Source organism: Yimella radicis (assembly GCF_054778255.1).
Map to the genome: position 1 here is coordinate 427,206 of NZ_BAAGZR010000025.1, position 14,586 is coordinate 441,791.

Consider the following 14,586-nt stretch of genomic DNA (forward strand, 5'->3'; position numbering starts at 1 on the left):
GCGGTGGTGCCTTACCTACCGTCCGGCCCATGAGTGATGCGGACGAGATCAGGGCGGTAGCGCGTCAGGCGTCCACCGTCGCAGGCGAGATTCGACGCGCGGCCTGGCGCATCGGCACCGCAGACGCGGTCGAGTGGCGCAGCACCGGGGCCGTCCAGTACCGAAAACGGTTGCACGAGAAGGCCGGTCGATTGAACAACCTTGCCCGGGAGGTGGACGGCATGGCTGGCGCACTGCACCGGTACGCGACGGCGGTCGAGGTCGGCCAGGCGGCGCTGACCGATGCAGCGATGGACGCCGTCGGTGCGTTCCACGATGCGGCCAAGGGCGTCGGTCGGGCGATCGCAGAGACGAGTCGGCCGCTCACGAGCGGGTTCGGGCTGCGCCGATGAGCCGGCAGCCCGGGGCACCGGAGCGCACCGGCGGAGCACATTCGACGGTCGCCGACCTGACCGACATGCGCGTCACCGCGGGTGTGCTCGAAACAGAGGGGAATGCCGTTCGCCGGGCGGGGGGCGACCTCGTCTCGGCACTGCTCGACCTGCCGGCGGCCGCTGTGCCGTTCGCTCCACTGCAAGCGGCCGGCATCGCTGCCGATGAACTACGCCTCGTGCATCACCCGAACGGCATTCTGGCCACCGGTGTCGACCTCGAACTGACCGCTCGAGCGCTTCGCGGAGCGGCTGTTGCGTACGCCGTCCGCGATGCGTCCGTGGCGGCGAGTCTGCGCTCGTTCAAAGTGATCATGGCGGCACCGCGGGTCGCTCTGACGCTGTACGGCACGGTGCAGGTCAGCCTCGCCGCGTCCGTTCCTCTCCCCCGGAAATGGGACTGGGCACGCGACGCAGCGATGCCGCCGTGCGCGCGCAACATCAACCCCCTGGCCGGCGTGGTGGGTTGCACGACAGCGGCGTTAATCGCGAATCCCGAACTGACCGACGCCACGCTGCTCACCGCACAGCAACTCCTGTTCGTCGTCGATCCGATGACTGCTCCGACCCTGGAGGCGCAGGCGGCCGCCGTCGTCCGATACGCGAGGGCGGGACGGCTGCTGAAGGACGACCGCCCGTTGACCGTGACACCGGTCGCGCCGCATGAACGAACGCATTTGGCGCCGCCGCGGGATGCCGCACAGGTGATCAGCAGCATCGACCGGTTGGAGACCACCTCCGCCAGTGCCGGCAACACGGCCTCGCGCATCCGGGTCCGACAGGTCACGACCGCCGACGGTGTCAGCGCGTGGATCGTCGAGGTGCCGGGTACCCAGGACTGGTCGGCCGATCGACCGCGCAACCCCAGCGACGCCGCGGCGAACCTGCTTGCGGTCGCCGGCATGCCGAGTTCGCTGTACCCGGCGATCGAGAAGGCACTGCGGACGTCGATGGCGAAGAAGGGGGTGACGCCGGGCAGCCAGCCGGTGCTCATCGCCGGGCACAGCCAGGGCGGGATCGTTGCGACGCGGCTGGCTCAGGACCGTCGGTTCCGACAGACCTTCCGGGTCACCCATGTGGTCACTGCCGGTTCACCGGTGTCGCGGATCGCGCTGCCGGCGAGCGTGAAGTCGCTGGACTTCGCGCATCGCGCCGATCCGGTGCCGCGCCTGGACACCCAGGGTCCGCCCGACCGGATGAACCGGTACGGACTCACCGGCGACCCGGCTCGGCGAGTGGGCGACGAGACGGACCCGATCGCGGTTCACGGGGCCACGCGTTACGCCGATTCGGCGGCCCACTGGGCACCGGCGAACAGCACCGACCCGAATGTGCGCGACTTCTACGACAGTCCGTTCTTCCACGGCACCACCGGCACCGTCGACGACTACCACTTGCAACGACCGGGGCCGCCCGACGTGGTTGCCACGCCCAGCTACACACCGGCGAACCGATGAACCCGATCAGGTTGTGACGCCTTCGAACTGGGATGCGTACAGGTCGCTGTAGACCCCGCCCAGTGCCAACAGTCGCTCGTGGTCCCCCGTCTCGACGATGCGTCCTCGGTCCATCACCAGGATCACGTCGGCGTCCCGGATCGTCGACAGACGGTGGGCGATCACGAAGCTGGTGCGGTTCGCGCGCAGGGAGGCCATGGCGTGCTGCACGAGCACCTCGGTGCGGGTGTCGACCGATGACGTCGCCTCGTCCAGGATCAGCAGTGCCGGATCGGCGACGAACGCCCGGGCGATCGTGATCAGCTGTCGCTCTCCGGTGGAGACATTGGTGCCGTCCTCGTCGACCACGGTGTCGTAGCCGTCGGGCAGGGAGTGCACGAACCGGTCGACGAAGGTGGCTTGCGCCGCTTCAAGCACGTCCGCCTCGGTCGCGTTCGGGTTGCCGTAGGCGATGTTCTCGCCGATGGTGCCGTGGAACAGCCAGGTGTCCTGCAGCACCATCCCGATCCGTGAGCGCAGGTCGGTACGCGGGACGTCGCGGATATCCCTGCCGTCCAGCGTGATTCGTCCGGAGTCGATGTCGTAGAAACGCATCAGCAGGTTGACCAACGTGGTCTTTCCGGCGCCGGTGGGTCCGACGATCGCAACCGTCTGACCAGGCTCCACCTCGAGGTCGAGGTGCTCGATGAGAGGCTCCTCGCCGTAGGAGAACGAAACGTCCTCGAAGGTCACCTTTCCCCGCGCCGGCGACAGTCGGCCGGCGGCGTCGGCGGGCTCCTCGGGGGCGTCCAGCACCTCGAACACCCGCTCCGCGGAAGCAACACCCGACTGCAACAGGTTGACCATCGACGCGAGTTGGGTGATCGGTTGGGTGAACTGCCGGGAGTACTGGATGAACGCAGTGACCTGACCGAGCGACATCCCGCCGTTCGCCACCTGCACCCCACCGAGCACACAGACGATGACGTACTGCAGGTTGCCGACGAACATCATGATCGGCATGACCAGTCCGCTGACGAACTGCGCCCGCCAGCTGACGTTCGTGAGTTCGTCGTTCTTAGCCCTGAACGCCGCCTGCACCTGCGGGCCGCGCCCGAAGACCTTCACCAGATCGTGTGCGGAGAACGTCTCCTCGATCTGGGCGTTGAGCTCGCCGGTGTGCTGCCACTGCTGCACGAACAGCCCCTGCGACTTCTTCATCACCTTCGCGGTCACAACCATCACGACCGGCACCGCGAGCACGGCGACGATCGTCAGCCACCACGAGATCGACACCATCATCACGACGACGCCGATCACGGTGAGGCCGTTGAACAACAGCTGACTGATCGACTGCTGCATCGACTGTCCGACGTTGTCGATGTCGTTGGTGACCCGCGACAACATCTCACCCCGTGGCTGGCCGTCCAGGTATGCCAGCGGCAGACGGTTGACCTTGGCCTCGACGTCGTCGCGCAGCCGCTGGACGGTGCGCTGGACGACCTTCGCCAGCAGGAACCCCTGCACCAGTTGGGCCGCCGCGGCGACCACGTACAGACCGACGACGATCGCGAGGATGCGTCCGACCTCGTCGAAGTCGACCGAGCGGCGACCGATCACACCGTCGTAGATCTCATCGACGGCCGCACCGAGCACACGCGGCGCGATCACCGACAGCACCACCGCGACGACGGTGAGTGCGAGCACCAGGATGAGCGTGAGGCGATGCGGACGCAGCCGGCCCAGCAGCCGCTTGGACGAACCCTTGAAGTTCATCGTCTTCTCGGCCATACCGATGCCCATCGACGGGCCGTGGCCGCGGCGCATGGGCGACTTGGTGGTCCGGGTGCTCATGCCGCGTCCTCGATCCGCTGCGAGGCGCAGATCTCCTGGTACTCGGTACAGTCACGCAACAACTCCTCGTGACGTCCGTGCCCGACCACTCGGCCGTCCTCCAGCACGATGATCTGATCCGCCTCCCGGATGGTCGAAACCCGTTGGGCGACAAGGAAGACCGTGCTGTTTCGCACGTACGGCGCGAGCGCGGTTCGAAGGGCGCGGTCGGTGCGCAGGTCGAGCGCGGAGAAGCTGTCGTCGAACAGGTAGATGTTGGCCCGGCTGACCAGGGCGCGCGCGATGCACAGCCGCTGCCGTTGGCCGCCGGAGAAGTTGGTGCCGCCCTGGCTGACCGGTGCGTCGAGCCCGCCGTCGAGTTCCTGCACGAAGTCGGCCGCCTGCGCGATGCGCAGCGCTTCCCACAGTTGCTCGTCGGACGCGTCCGGGTCGCCGTACCGAAGGTTGGACGCGACGGTGCCGGTGAACAGGTACGCCTTCTGCGGGACGATGCCGATGCGTCCCCACAGCAGTTGCGGGTCGAGCTCCCGCACGTCGATGTCGTCCACCAGCACCTCACCCGAGGTCGCGTCGAACAACCGGGCGATCAGTGACAGCAGCGTCGTCTTGCCCGATCCGGTCGCGCCGATGATCGCGATCGTCTGGCCGGGAGTGCCGCGCACCGAAACATCCTGCAGCACAGGGACATCCGCACCGGGGTAGGACATCGAGACGTCACGCAACTCGACCACACCACGGCCATCGTCCGGCGTCAGCGGGTTCGCCGGCGGCACCACCGACGGCTCCGTGTCGAGCACCTCCACGATGCGCTCGGCCGACACCGACGCACGCGGGATCATCATGAACATGAAGGTGGCCATCATGACCGCCATCAGAATCTGCATCAGGTAGGTCATGTAGGCCGTCAGGGCACCGATCTGCAGGGACCCGTCGCCGACCTGATGACCACCGAACCACCACACCGCGGTGGTCGACAGGTTCATCACCAGGAACACAACGGGGAACAGCGCCGACATCAGCCGCCCGGTGCGGATCAGCAACCCGGTGAGGTCTTCGTTGGCCTCGGTGAAGCGTTGCTGCTCGAAGCGCTCACGGGTGAACGCACGGATCACCCGGACGCCGGACAGGTGCTCGCGCAGGATCCGGTTGACGCCGTCGAGCTTGACCTGCACCTGCCGGAAGCCGGGCACGAGTTGCCGGATGATCAACGAGATCGTGACGCCGAGGACGATCACCGCGACCACGATGAGCCAGGACAACGACACTGATTCCTGCAACGCCATCACCACGCCGCCGATCATCATGATCGGCGCGGCGATCATCAGCGTGGCGCCCATCAGCACCACCATCTGCACCTGCTGGACGTCGTTGGTGCCCCGAGTGATGAGGGTGGGCGCCCCGAAACGGTTCACCTCACGAGCCGAGAACTCACCGACCCGCGCGAACAACGAACCCCGGGTGTCGCGCCCGTAGAACATCGCCAGCTTCGCTGCGACATAGGCCGCCCCGATGGCGGCGAACACCTGTACCAACGACACCAGCAGCATCCAGCCGCCCGTACGCCAGATGTATCTGGTGTCGCCGACGGTGACCCCCTTGTCAATGACGTCGGCGTTGAGCGAAGGCAGGTAGAGCGAGGCCGCGACGCTCAGCAACTGCAGCAGGACGAGGGCGCCGGTCAGGCGCGGATACCGCTTCAGGTGAGCGATGACGAGACGGGAGAGCACCCACCTACTCTGTCAGGCCAACCCCTCGGCCTGCAGGAAGGTTTTCGCGACAGCCTTCGCGCTCTTCTTGTCGACGACGACCTGCTTCAGCATCTCGGCCAGCTTGTCGGTGGTGAGCTTGGCCGAGACCGCGTTGAGGGCCACCTGCATCTTGGGCGTGGCTGCGGACTTGGCCACCAGCGGCACGACCTGGTCGGCGCCGAACAGCTTCTTGTCGTCCTGGAGCACGACGAAATTGTTGACCTTGATGGACGGGTCGGTGGAGAAGATGTTGCCTGCCTGCGCCTGGTTGTTCTTCAGCGCCTCCACGACAGCGGCCGAGGCGAGCGGGCGGAACGACTTCGGGGTCAGGTTGTAGGTGCGCTTCAGCCCCAGCAGTCCCTGCTCACGGCCCTGGAACTCCGAGGGCGCGGCGATCGTGATCTCGTTCGCGTGCTTGGCCAGATCGGAGATGGTCTTCAGTTGCCATTTGTCGGCGGTGGCCTTGGTGACCACCATCTCGTTGGAGTCCTCGGCACGGGAGGGCTGCAACGCGAGTTGGTTGCACGGCAGCGAGGTCAGCAGAGCGGCGTACACCTCCTGCGGGTCCTTCTCCTTGGAGTTCTCGTCGACGAAGGTCAACAACGAGCCGGTGTACTCCGGCACCACCTGCACCGAACCGTCCCCGAGCGCCTTGAGGTAGGCCTCACGCGCACCGATCGGGTCAGTGGTAGAAGCGCGAATCCCCTTGGCCTGCAGGGCCCCCGCGTACACCTCGGCGATCAGCGAGGACTCGGGGAAGTCGGCCGAACCGACCTTGATCGGTGCCTCCTTGGGCTTCTCGACCTTGCAGTCACCACCGCCGGAACCGGAGTCGAGCGCGTCACCGGACAGGCCACACCCCGACAGCGAGAGGACGAGGGCGGCGCTCAGCGCGGCGCGTCGGCGGAACGTACGTGTGGTCATCGGGCACTCCCTGTGGCTTCGAGGGCCTTGCGTTGCGAACGGGCCGATCGTCGTCCGGAGCGGCCGGTGAGACCGGGCGAGACGACCGTGCGCTGGATCAGCGCGAAGAGCAGGTCGACGGCGAGGGCGAGCAGTGCGACCAGCAACGATCCGCCGACCATCACCTCGTACTTGCTCTGCGCCAGGCCGTCGATGAGGTAGCGGCCGAGGCCGCCGAGCGAGACCGCAGCAGCGATGGTCGCGGTGGCGATCACCTGCAAAGTGGCGCTGCGCAGACCGGAGAAGATCAACGGAAGCGCGTTCGGCAGCTCGACCCGGGTGAAGACCTGCCCGCCGGTCATACCCATGCCCTTGGCGGCGTCCCGGGCCGCAGGATCGACCTCACTGACGCCGGCGTACGCGCCGGCGACGATCGGGGGGATGGCGAGGATGACCAGGACGACGATCGACGGGGCGGTGTAGGCGAGGTCGCCGCTCAGGCGCGGGCCGGCGAACATGGCGGCCACGAACAGCAGACCCAGGGACGGGACCGCACGGGCGGCGTTCGCGGCCGTGACCAGCCACTTCCCCTTGCCGGTGTGGGCGATCCAAGTGCCGAGCGGAATGGCGATCGCAGCAGCGATCAACACGGTGATGAGGCTGTAGATGACGTGTTCCTGCAACCGCATCGGGATGCCGTTGGGCCCTGACCAGTTGACGCCGTCGGTCAACCACTGCCAGACCTTCTCCAGAATCATCGCGTCACCACCCGTTGCCAGGGGGTGAGCAGCCGGGCGATCAACTGGATCACTGCGTCGAAGACGAGCGCGAGCACCAGGCAGGCGACGATCCCGACGAAGATCTCGTCCCAGTACTGACGCTGGTAGCCGTTGGTGAGGTAGTACCCGAGTTGGGGTACGCCGATCAGCGAGGCCACGCTGACGATGCTGACATTGCTGACCGCCGCGACCCGCATGCCGGAGGAGATGACCGGCGTCGCCAGCGGCAGGTCGACCTTGAACAGTCGCTTGAGCCGCGTCATCCCCATGGCCGTCGCCGCCTGTGTCACCGTCGACGGGACGGCGTCGAGCGCGTCGGTGACGGTGCGGACGAGCAGTGCGACGGTGTAGATCGTCATCGCGGCGATGACATTCCACGCGGACAGGATCTTGGTGCCCAGAATGATCGGCATCACGATGAACAGTGCCAGGGACGGGATCGTGTACAGCAGACCGGACCCGGCCACCATCACATTGCGCCAGCGCGGACGGCTGTGCGCGAGCCAACCGAGCGGCAGTGCGATCAGGAGTCCGAGCACGAGCGGAATCCCGGCGAGCAGCGTGTGCTGCCACGCCCGATGCAGGATGTCGGACCAGTTGTCGAGGGCGTAGTTCACGTGCGGCCGTTCGCGTGTTCCGGCGCGACGTCGTCCGGGTCGACCTCGACACGATCGGTTTCCTCGATCGCGCGCAGCACCTCGTAGGCGCGGACGGTGCCGGCCAGGCGTCCGTCGTCGTCGACGATGATGCCGCGGCGAGACGGCGAGGACAGTGCGGCGTCCAGACTGGTGCGCAGCGGGCCGCCCGAGCGGGCGACGGTGCCACCACGGTGCAGCATCGAGGGTTCGATGGCGCTCTGAATACGCGCCGGCTCGATCCACCCCTGCGGTTTGCCGTCTTCGACCACGAGCAGCCAGCGGTCGTTCGTCGCGGCACGCGCCTGCTCGACGGTGGCACCGAGTTCGACGGTGGGTTCGCTCATCAGTGGGAACCGCGGGGAGTTCTGGAAGCTGAGTGACCGGTACCCGCGGTCGCGTCCCACGAAGTCCGCGACGAAATCGTCGATCGGGTGGGCGAGCAGGTACTCCGGCGAAGCCACCTGGGCGAGTTTGCCGCCCACGCGCATCACGGCGACGTTGTCGCCGAGCTTCATCGCCTCGTCGATGTCGTGGGTCACGAAGACGATCGTCTTGTCGAGTTCGTCCTGCAGCCGAAGGAACTCGTCCTGCAGCTGGTCGCGGACCATCGGGTCGACGGCACTGAACGGTTCGTCCATCAGCATCACCGGCGGATCGGCGGCCAGCGCCCGGGCCACGCCGACACGCTGCTGCTGCCCACCGGAAAGCTGCGACGGATACCGGTCGGCGAAATCGCCTGGCAGACCGACGAGTTCGAGCACCTCGCGGCTGCGATTGCGAATCTTCTGCTTGTCCCAGCCGAGTAGTTTCGGCACGGTGCCGACGTTCTCCAGCACCGTCTGGTGCGGGAACAGTCCGCCGTGCTGAATGACGTACCCGATGCCGCGGCGAAGTTCGGGAGCGGCGACGTCGGCGATGTTGCGGTCGTCGATCGTGATCGTGCCCGAGGTGGGTTCGATCATCCGATTGATCATGCGCAGCGTGGTCGTCTTGCCGCAGCCGGACGGGCCGACGAGGCAGGTGATCTTGCCCGTGGGGGCTTCCAGGTCAAGGTGGTCGACGGCGATGTTCTTGTCGCCGAACGACTTCACCACCTGCTCGAAGCGGATCATTCAGCCAATCTAAACGCTGTGGCCGCGTCGGGAACTGTTGCGCGCCTACGCATTCCTGGGCTGGTCGCCGCCGTCGCCTACCAGGTAGTGATGCAGGAAAGAAGCGACCTCGCGGTGCCAGCCGGCCGGCCGGAACATCAGCGTGTGCCAGTCGGGCACGCTGCGGTACATCGCGCTGCCGCCGCCGATGCGGATGCGGCGGATCAGGTCTGCGGACGCGTCCGGGTCGGTGACGTTGTCGAGGCGTCCGTGCACGACCATTACGGGAGTGCCGAGGAAACGCTTCTCGTCATACCCGTCGGCCAACCACGGTGCCAGGCCGATGACCGCCCGGACGTCCGGCTCGTCCACGAGTTCGAACGCGGTGCGGCCGCCCATCGAGTGACCGACGACCGCGACCGGAAGGTCGGGATAGAGCTGTCCGATACGCATGAGTGCCCATCGCGCATCGGCGACCGGGGACATCACCCGATCGTTCCAGCCTGCGACGGCATTGAGGAGCCGGACGACTGCCAGGTCTGGTCGACGGCGGGCGATCCCGGCCGCGGCCACCCGCACCGGCAGCGGTGATGGGTCGAACGTGCTGCGCGCCTCGACCCCCTCCACGTCGCCGCCGTGCAGCATCAGCACGACGCCCCGGGGCTCGGTCGCACGTCGGTCGGGAAGGATCAGCGTCGGCCGGGCGCGACCGACGCCCGGGCCGATCTCCCGTCGCTCCACCTAGACCTGCGTGCGGTGGAAGTTCTTGTACGACCGGCTCGCCGTCGGTCCACGCTGACCCTGGTAGTGCGAGCCGTATTTCTCACTGCCGTAAGGATTTTCGGCCGGGCTCGACAGCTGGAAGAAGCACAACTGACCGATCTTCATCCCGGGCCACAGCTTGATCGGCAGCGTCGCGACGTTGCTGAGTTCGAGAGTCACGTGGCCGCTGAACCCCGGGTCGACGAAGCCGGCGGTGGCGTGTGTGAGCAGACCGAGACGCCCCAGGCTCGACTTGCCCTCGACACGGGCGGCGACGTCGTCGGGCAGCGTGATCGTCTCGAAGGTGGAGCCGAGAACGAACTCACCGGGGTGCAACACGAAGGGCTCGTCCGGCTCGGACTCGACCAGCCGGGTCAGCTCGTCCTGCTCCTCGCTGGGGTCGATGTAGGGGTACTTGTGGTTGTCGAACAACCGGAAGAACTTGTCGAGCCGGATGTCGACGCTGGACGGCTGCACCATCCCTGCGTCCCACGGGTCGAGGACGACGCGGCCGGCGTCGATCTGGGCCAGGATGTCGCGATCGGAGAGGAGCACGCGCCCAACTTACCCATGACGCGGAATCAAGGGATCGCGACGACGGTCGACCAGGTGCGAGTCACACACGAGCGCCGCGATCGAGACCGAGCTACCTGAGCGACCGAGGCATTCGACAACTGCCTCAGGAAACGACAAATCCCGTTGCGCTGCAACGGGATCGATGTCGAGAGCGAGTGACGAGAATCGAACTCGCGTATTCAGCTTGGGAAGCTGATGTTCTACCATTGAACTACACTCGCGGGTCGTGCTCGAAGGATTCTAACCCCTTCCACCTGCGCCGCTGAGGCAGGATTCGGCCATGACCTCACCCGTGACCTCGATCGACCTCAACGCCGACCTCGGTGAGTCCTTCGGCCGGTGGACTCTCGGCGACGACAAGGCGATGCTCGGTGTGATCACCTCCGCGAACATCGCCTGCGGTTTCCATGCCGGCGACCCGGCCACCTTGCTGCGCACCTGTCAGCAGGCCGTCCACGCAGATGTTGTGATCGGCGCACAGGTGGGATACCGCGACCTCGCCGGATTCGGGCGCAGGTTCATCGACATCGCTCCGGCCGAACTGATGGCCGACGTGCTGTTCCAGATCGGCGCCCTGGACGGCCTGGCGCGGTCGGTCGGCGGACGGGTCGCCTATGTGAAGCCGCATGGAGCCCTCTACAACGCGGTCGTCCACGACGAAGCACAAGCACGGGCCGTCGTGGACGCGGTTGCGACGTACCGCAATTGCGAGCAGACGAGCCTGCCGATCATGGGGCTGCCGGGGTCGGTGGTGCTGCGCATCGCGGAGGGCGAAGGTCTGCGGGCGGTCACCGAGACGTTCGCCGACCGCGCGTACACCCCGCAGGGGACTCTCGTTCCCCGCTCCCAGCCGGGGGCTGTCCTGCATGATCCGGAAGAGATCGCGGAGCGTGTCGTCCGGATGGCCACCCGGGGGCGGGTTACCGCGAACGACGGCACGGAGATCGGCGCCACCGCCGAGTCGGTCTGCGTGCACGGCGACTCCCCCGGTGCGGTCGAGATCGCGACCCGGGTGCGCGCAGCCCTCACCGAGGCCGGTGTCGACCTGCGCCCGTTCGTCCGATGATCCGGCTCCTGCCGTGCGGCGACCGCGCGATCCTGGTCGATCTCGACGACGCCCGCGAGCGCCGCGACTTCGATGCAGCACTTCGCGCCGAGATCGCCGCCGGCCGGTTAGCCGACGAGATCATCGAGCATGTTCCGGCGGCACGGACGGTGTTGGTTCGCCTGCGTGACCCCCGACATCGCGGCTCGGTCGAGACTGCGCTGCACAGCCTCGAAGTCGGTGCCGCGTGCGTCGAAGACCAGTCATCGGGCGAAGTAGCCGTGCCGGTCCACTACGACGGTGCGGACCTACAAGCACTCGCCCATCAGCTCGGGGTCAGGCCCGCCGAACTCGTCGAGTGGCACACCGCAACTCCCTGGCTGGTCGACTTCACCGGATTCGCACCGGGATTCGGTTATCTCGTGCGCGAGCCAGTGGGCTCGCCGCTGGACGATGTCGAGATCCCGCGGCTCGACTCACCTCGTACGCGTATCCCCGCCGGCGCAGTGGCCCTCGCCGGACGGTGGAGTGCGGTCTACCCGAGCGCGTCCCCGGGCGGCTGGCAACTGATCGGGGGCACCGACCTGCCGATCTGGGACGTGGACCGCGATCCGCCCGGGCTGTTCCGGCCGGGCGTCCGAGTGCGCTTCGAGGTGATGCCGTGACGTTGATCGTCGAGTCCGTCGGTCCGCAGGCCACCGTCCAGGACCTCGGTCGTCCCGGATACGCCGACGTCGGCGTACCGACCGGCGGCGCCGCAGACCGAGGAGCACTCACTCTGGCCAACCGGCTGGTCGGCAATCCGGACGGAGCCTGTGGACTCGAACTCCTGATGGGCAACGCCGTCCTGCTCGCCGAGGAGCCGGTCGTCGTCGCCGTCACCGGTGCACCCGCTTGCGTCAGCTCTGACCACCGCGCGATGCCGTTCGGCGAAGCCTTCCTGCTGCAGGAGGGCGATCGCCTGCGAATCGGTACTCCGGTCGCGGGGTTACGCACCTATGTCGGCGTCCGAGGCGGCATCGACGAACCCCGAACACTCGGCAGTCGCAGCACCTCACCGACTGCGAACATCGGACCGGAACCACTCCGATCCGGCCGCCGATTGCCGTTCGCAGATGCGCCCGACTCAGTTGTGCCGCAACCCTTCCCGGGTCAGTACGCCTGGACGAATCCGGTGACCGTCCGCGTCCTGCTCGGTCCACGGGACGACTGGTTCACCGACGACGCAGTGCGCATTCTGCTGCAGCAGAACTGGACGACCAGCAGCGATCTCGATCGGGTGGGCGTCCGCCTGGAAGGACCGCCGCTCAAGCGCAGCCGCTCCGGTGAACTCGCCAGCGAGGGCATGGTGCGCGGCGCGATCCAGGTGCCTGCGAACGGTCAGCCCGTCGTCTTTCTCGCCGACCACCCGACCACCGGCGGCTACCCGGTCATCGCGGTCGTGACGGACGCCGACACCGACCGGCTCGCTCAACTGCGCCCCGGCGACACCGTCCGCTTCACCCTCTGAAAGTCCGCAGAACCGACGGGTCGACCCGCGCGTCCTGCGGACTTTCGGGTCAGGGGTGGGCGCGCAGGGTTGCCACGGCGTCCACGGCCAGGACGTAGCCGTGCGCGCCGAGTCCGGCGATGACACCGTCCGCCACCGCCGACACGTAGGAGTGGTGTCGGAAGGACTCTCGCTGGTGGATGTTCGACAGGTGCACCTCGACCACTGGGCAGGTGACGATCTCCAAGGCGTCCCTGATCGCGACCGAGGTGTGCGTGTATGCGGCAGGGTTGATGACGATGCCCGCCGCCGACGTCCGCGACTGCTGGATCCAGTCGACGAGTTCGCCCTCGTAGTTGCTCTGCCGGAAGTCGACGTCCAGGCCGTGTTCACCGGCACGCTCACGGACGGACGACTCGATGTCGGCGAGGGTCGTGGTGCCGTACTGCTGCGGGTCGCGCAGACCGAGCAGGTTGAGGTTGGGCCCGTTGAGCACCAGCAGGACGTCACTCATGGCACGAGACTAGACCGAGTGGACGGCGCCGTCACCGACGACGCCAGGGTCCTTGATCGGCGGGACGATGCCGTTGACCTGCAGGGAGATCCGGCGCTCCAGGGCGAGCGCCGACCAGGCCATCGCCGCACAGCCGACCAGCAACACGACGATGTACTGGACGTTCCAGTGGTGCCGCAGCAGGAACCCGGCCGCGACCGGCCCGGCGACTGCGCCTGCCTGAAAGGCGCCGGAAGAAATCGCATTGAACCGGCCGCGCAGGTGGTCGGGAGCGAGGTCGTTGGTGATCGCGGGGATGGTCGGCTGCAGCAGTGTCTCGCCGAACCCGAACCCGAAGACGAAGTCGGCGGTCTCCTGCGTCGGCTCGACCTGGGTGCGCACGTGCCGAAGTGGTCCGAGCAGCAGACCGATCGGGATCAGCATCGCGAGCGCGTCGAGCACGTAGGTGGTGGTGAACGTCGAGGGTCGATGGACGTCGATGAACGCCCCGGAGATCAGCCCACCGACCCTGATACCCAGGTTGACCAACGCGAAGCTGATCCCGAAATAGGTCTGTCGCGCCGGCCCGCCAACGATCGCTGCTTCGAAAGCGAATCGTTTATGCGCGCTTCGGAGATCTACGTTCGAGGGCCCGATCGATACGGCAGTAGATCGCCGCGATGAGAAGGCCGATCGCCAGGATCGCCGCGAGAGTGGCTGCCACCCGGGCGTATCCGAGAGTCGAGACATCGGTGAAGTCGTACGGGTAGGCGTCGATCACCCGTCCGCGCAACAGCGTCCACACGATCCAGATCAACGGGACGACCAACGCCCACGGCAGCAGCCGGAAGCTCAACCAACCGCGCGGGCCGTAGGTCGCCCAGACGCCGACGGCGAGAACACCGACCACGAGGTGCTGCAGCGGGCTGGTGATCACCGACCAGCCCTGCCAAGTGTCGTTCGCCGCGAGCATCGCCCAGTAGACGATGGTCGTGATCGTGATCATCAGCAGCGCGTCCAGCAGCAACACCCGGTGCAGCAACGAGTCGGCACCGGGCCGCAGCGCGAGCAGCGTGAAGGCAACCGCGACAACGACATTCGACCAGACGGTGAAGTAGCTGAAGGTGTCGCCGATCCGGCCGGGCGCTCCGGCGATTCCGGACGTGTGCGTGCCGAACAGGTTGCCTTCGACCACCGCGCGTGCGGCGAAACCGTCCGCGGCCGAGACGATCGCGACGAGCAGCACCGACAACCAGGAGACGATCGCCACCACCGCGTGAGCGCGACGAACAGACAGGGATGAGGCCATGAACGGCAATGCTAGGCCGGATGTCACCTGAA

16 protein-coding genes and 1 tRNA gene are annotated in these 14,586 nt (G+C 67.1%); 5 read left to right on the plus strand and 12 right to left on the minus strand.

Annotated elements, in window-relative coordinates:
* The first annotated feature begins 29 nt into the window (after positions 1-29).
* Both ACYU8W_RS15105 and ACYU8W_RS15110 read left to right on the plus strand, forming a co-directional pair.
* Positions 30-392, plus strand: a complete 363-nt coding sequence (locus ACYU8W_RS15105; protein ID WP_499470315.1) for a hypothetical protein — start codon at positions 30-32, stop codon at positions 390-392.
* Positions 389-1,888 carry a hypothetical protein gene (locus ACYU8W_RS15110; protein ID WP_499470317.1) on the plus strand — a complete coding sequence of 500 codons (1,500 nt, stop codon included), beginning with the start codon at positions 389-391 and terminating at the stop codon, positions 1,886-1,888. The genes ACYU8W_RS15105 and ACYU8W_RS15110 overlap by 4 nt, the downstream gene beginning before the upstream one ends.
* A gap of 6 nt (positions 1,889-1,894) precedes the next feature.
* Here ACYU8W_RS15110 and ACYU8W_RS15115 read toward each other — a convergent pair whose 3' ends face one another.
* The 9 genes from ACYU8W_RS15115 to ACYU8W_RS15155 all read right to left on the minus strand — a co-directional run bounded on the left by ACYU8W_RS15115 (position 1,895) and on the right by ACYU8W_RS15155 (position 10,439).
* Positions 1,895-3,721 carry an ABC transporter ATP-binding protein gene (locus ACYU8W_RS15115; RefSeq protein ID WP_499470319.1) on the minus strand — a complete coding sequence of 609 codons (1,827 nt, stop codon included), beginning with the start codon at positions 3,719-3,721 and terminating at the stop codon, positions 1,895-1,897.
* Entirely contained in the window at positions 3,718-5,448 is a 1,731-nt protein-coding gene (locus ACYU8W_RS15120; protein WP_499470321.1) for an ABC transporter ATP-binding protein, read from the minus strand. The genes ACYU8W_RS15115 and ACYU8W_RS15120 overlap by 4 nt, the downstream gene beginning before the upstream one ends.
* A gap of 12 nt (positions 5,449-5,460) precedes the next feature.
* Entirely contained in the window at positions 5,461-6,393 is a 933-nt protein-coding gene (locus ACYU8W_RS15125) for an ABC transporter substrate-binding protein (protein ID WP_141927430.1), read from the minus strand.
* The gene (locus tag ACYU8W_RS15130; RefSeq protein ID WP_168990112.1) at positions 6,390-7,130 is read right to left on the minus strand and encodes an ABC transporter permease; all 741 of its coding nucleotides are present in this window, start codon (positions 7,128-7,130) and stop codon (positions 6,390-6,392) included. The genes ACYU8W_RS15125 and ACYU8W_RS15130 overlap by 4 nt, the downstream gene beginning before the upstream one ends.
* Entirely contained in the window at positions 7,127-7,768 is a 642-nt protein-coding gene (locus ACYU8W_RS15135) for an ABC transporter permease (protein ID WP_129624316.1), read from the minus strand. Before ACYU8W_RS15135 ends, ACYU8W_RS15130 begins: the two co-directional genes overlap by 4 nt.
* Positions 7,765-8,901 carry an ATP-binding cassette domain-containing protein gene (locus ACYU8W_RS15140; protein ID WP_499470324.1) on the minus strand — a complete coding sequence of 379 codons (1,137 nt, stop codon included), beginning with the start codon at positions 8,899-8,901 and terminating at the stop codon, positions 7,765-7,767. Before ACYU8W_RS15140 ends, ACYU8W_RS15135 begins: the two co-directional genes overlap by 4 nt.
* A 45-nt stretch (positions 8,902-8,946) precedes the next feature.
* Positions 8,947-9,621: an alpha/beta hydrolase gene (locus ACYU8W_RS15145; protein WP_499470326.1), complete on the minus strand. Its 675-nt coding sequence runs from the start codon at positions 9,619-9,621 to the stop codon at positions 8,947-8,949.
* Positions 9,622-10,197: a dCTP deaminase gene (gene dcd / locus ACYU8W_RS15150; RefSeq protein WP_141927426.1), complete on the minus strand. Its 576-nt coding sequence runs from the start codon at positions 10,195-10,197 to the stop codon at positions 9,622-9,624.
* Positions 10,198-10,368: 171 nt separating this feature from the next.
* Positions 10,369-10,439, minus strand: a tRNA-Gly gene (locus tag ACYU8W_RS15155).
* Between the two features lie 59 nt (positions 10,440-10,498).
* Here ACYU8W_RS15155 and ACYU8W_RS15160 point away from each other — a divergent pair.
* Genes ACYU8W_RS15160 through ACYU8W_RS15170 form a run of 3 tightly spaced genes read left to right on the plus strand, consistent with a single transcriptional unit; the run spans position 10,499 to position 12,773 of the window.
* On the plus strand, positions 10,499-11,284 hold the full coding sequence (locus tag ACYU8W_RS15160) for a LamB/YcsF family protein (protein WP_499470328.1): 786 nt from the start codon (positions 10,499-10,501) through the stop codon (positions 11,282-11,284).
* Entirely contained in the window at positions 11,281-11,928 is a 648-nt protein-coding gene (locus ACYU8W_RS15165) for a 5-oxoprolinase subunit B family protein (protein ID WP_499470330.1), read from the plus strand. Before ACYU8W_RS15160 ends, ACYU8W_RS15165 begins: the two co-directional genes overlap by 4 nt.
* On the plus strand, positions 11,925-12,773 hold the full coding sequence (locus tag ACYU8W_RS15170; protein ID WP_499470332.1) for a 5-oxoprolinase subunit C family protein: 849 nt from the start codon (positions 11,925-11,927) through the stop codon (positions 12,771-12,773). Before ACYU8W_RS15165 ends, ACYU8W_RS15170 begins: the two co-directional genes overlap by 4 nt.
* A gap of 49 nt (positions 12,774-12,822) precedes the next feature.
* Here the strand turns inward: ACYU8W_RS15170 and aroQ are convergent, their stop codons facing one another.
* From aroQ to ACYU8W_RS15185, 3 genes are all read right to left on the minus strand, one after another.
* Positions 12,823-13,266, minus strand: coding sequence for a type II 3-dehydroquinate dehydratase (gene aroQ, locus ACYU8W_RS15175; RefSeq protein ID WP_499470334.1), 444 nt, complete (start codon positions 13,264-13,266; stop codon positions 12,823-12,825).
* A 9-nt stretch (positions 13,267-13,275) separates the two neighbouring features.
* The gene (locus ACYU8W_RS15180) at positions 13,276-13,794 is read right to left on the minus strand and encodes an MFS transporter (protein WP_499470336.1); all 519 of its coding nucleotides are present in this window, start codon (positions 13,792-13,794) and stop codon (positions 13,276-13,278) included.
* Between the two features lie 70 nt (positions 13,795-13,864).
* Positions 13,865-14,554: a Pr6Pr family membrane protein gene (locus ACYU8W_RS15185; RefSeq protein ID WP_499470338.1), complete on the minus strand. Its 690-nt coding sequence runs from the start codon at positions 14,552-14,554 to the stop codon at positions 13,865-13,867.
* Positions 14,555-14,586 lie beyond the last annotated feature (32 nt).

Coding starts and splice junctions, on each gene's coding strand:
- ACYU8W_RS15105 (WP_499470315.1), top strand. CDS start 30: ATGAGTGATGCGGACGAGATCAGGGCGGTAGCGCGTCAGGCGTCCACC.
- ACYU8W_RS15110 (WP_499470317.1), top strand. CDS start 389: ATGAGCCGGCAGCCCGGGGCACCGGAGCGCACCGGCGGAGCACATTCG.
- ACYU8W_RS15115 (WP_499470319.1), bottom strand. CDS start 3,721: ATGAGCACCCGGACCACCAAGTCGCCCATGCGCCGCGGCCACGGCCCG.
- ACYU8W_RS15125 (WP_141927430.1), bottom strand. CDS start 6,393: ATGACCACACGTACGTTCCGCCGACGCGCCGCGCTGAGCGCCGCCCTC.
- ACYU8W_RS15130 (WP_168990112.1), bottom strand. CDS start 7,130: ATGATTCTGGAGAAGGTCTGGCAGTGGTTGACCGACGGCGTCAACTGG.
- ACYU8W_RS15140 (WP_499470324.1), bottom strand. CDS start 8,901: ATGATCCGCTTCGAGCAGGTGGTGAAGTCGTTCGGCGACAAGAACATC.
- ACYU8W_RS15160 (WP_499470328.1), top strand. CDS start 10,499: ATGACCTCACCCGTGACCTCGATCGACCTCAACGCCGACCTCGGTGAG.
- ACYU8W_RS15165 (WP_499470330.1), top strand. CDS start 11,281: ATGATCCGGCTCCTGCCGTGCGGCGACCGCGCGATCCTGGTCGATCTC.
- aroQ (WP_499470334.1), bottom strand. CDS start 13,266: ATGAGTGACGTCCTGCTGGTGCTCAACGGGCCCAACCTCAACCTGCTC.
- ACYU8W_RS15185 (WP_499470338.1), bottom strand. CDS start 14,554: ATGGCCTCATCCCTGTCTGTTCGTCGCGCTCACGCGGTGGTGGCGATC.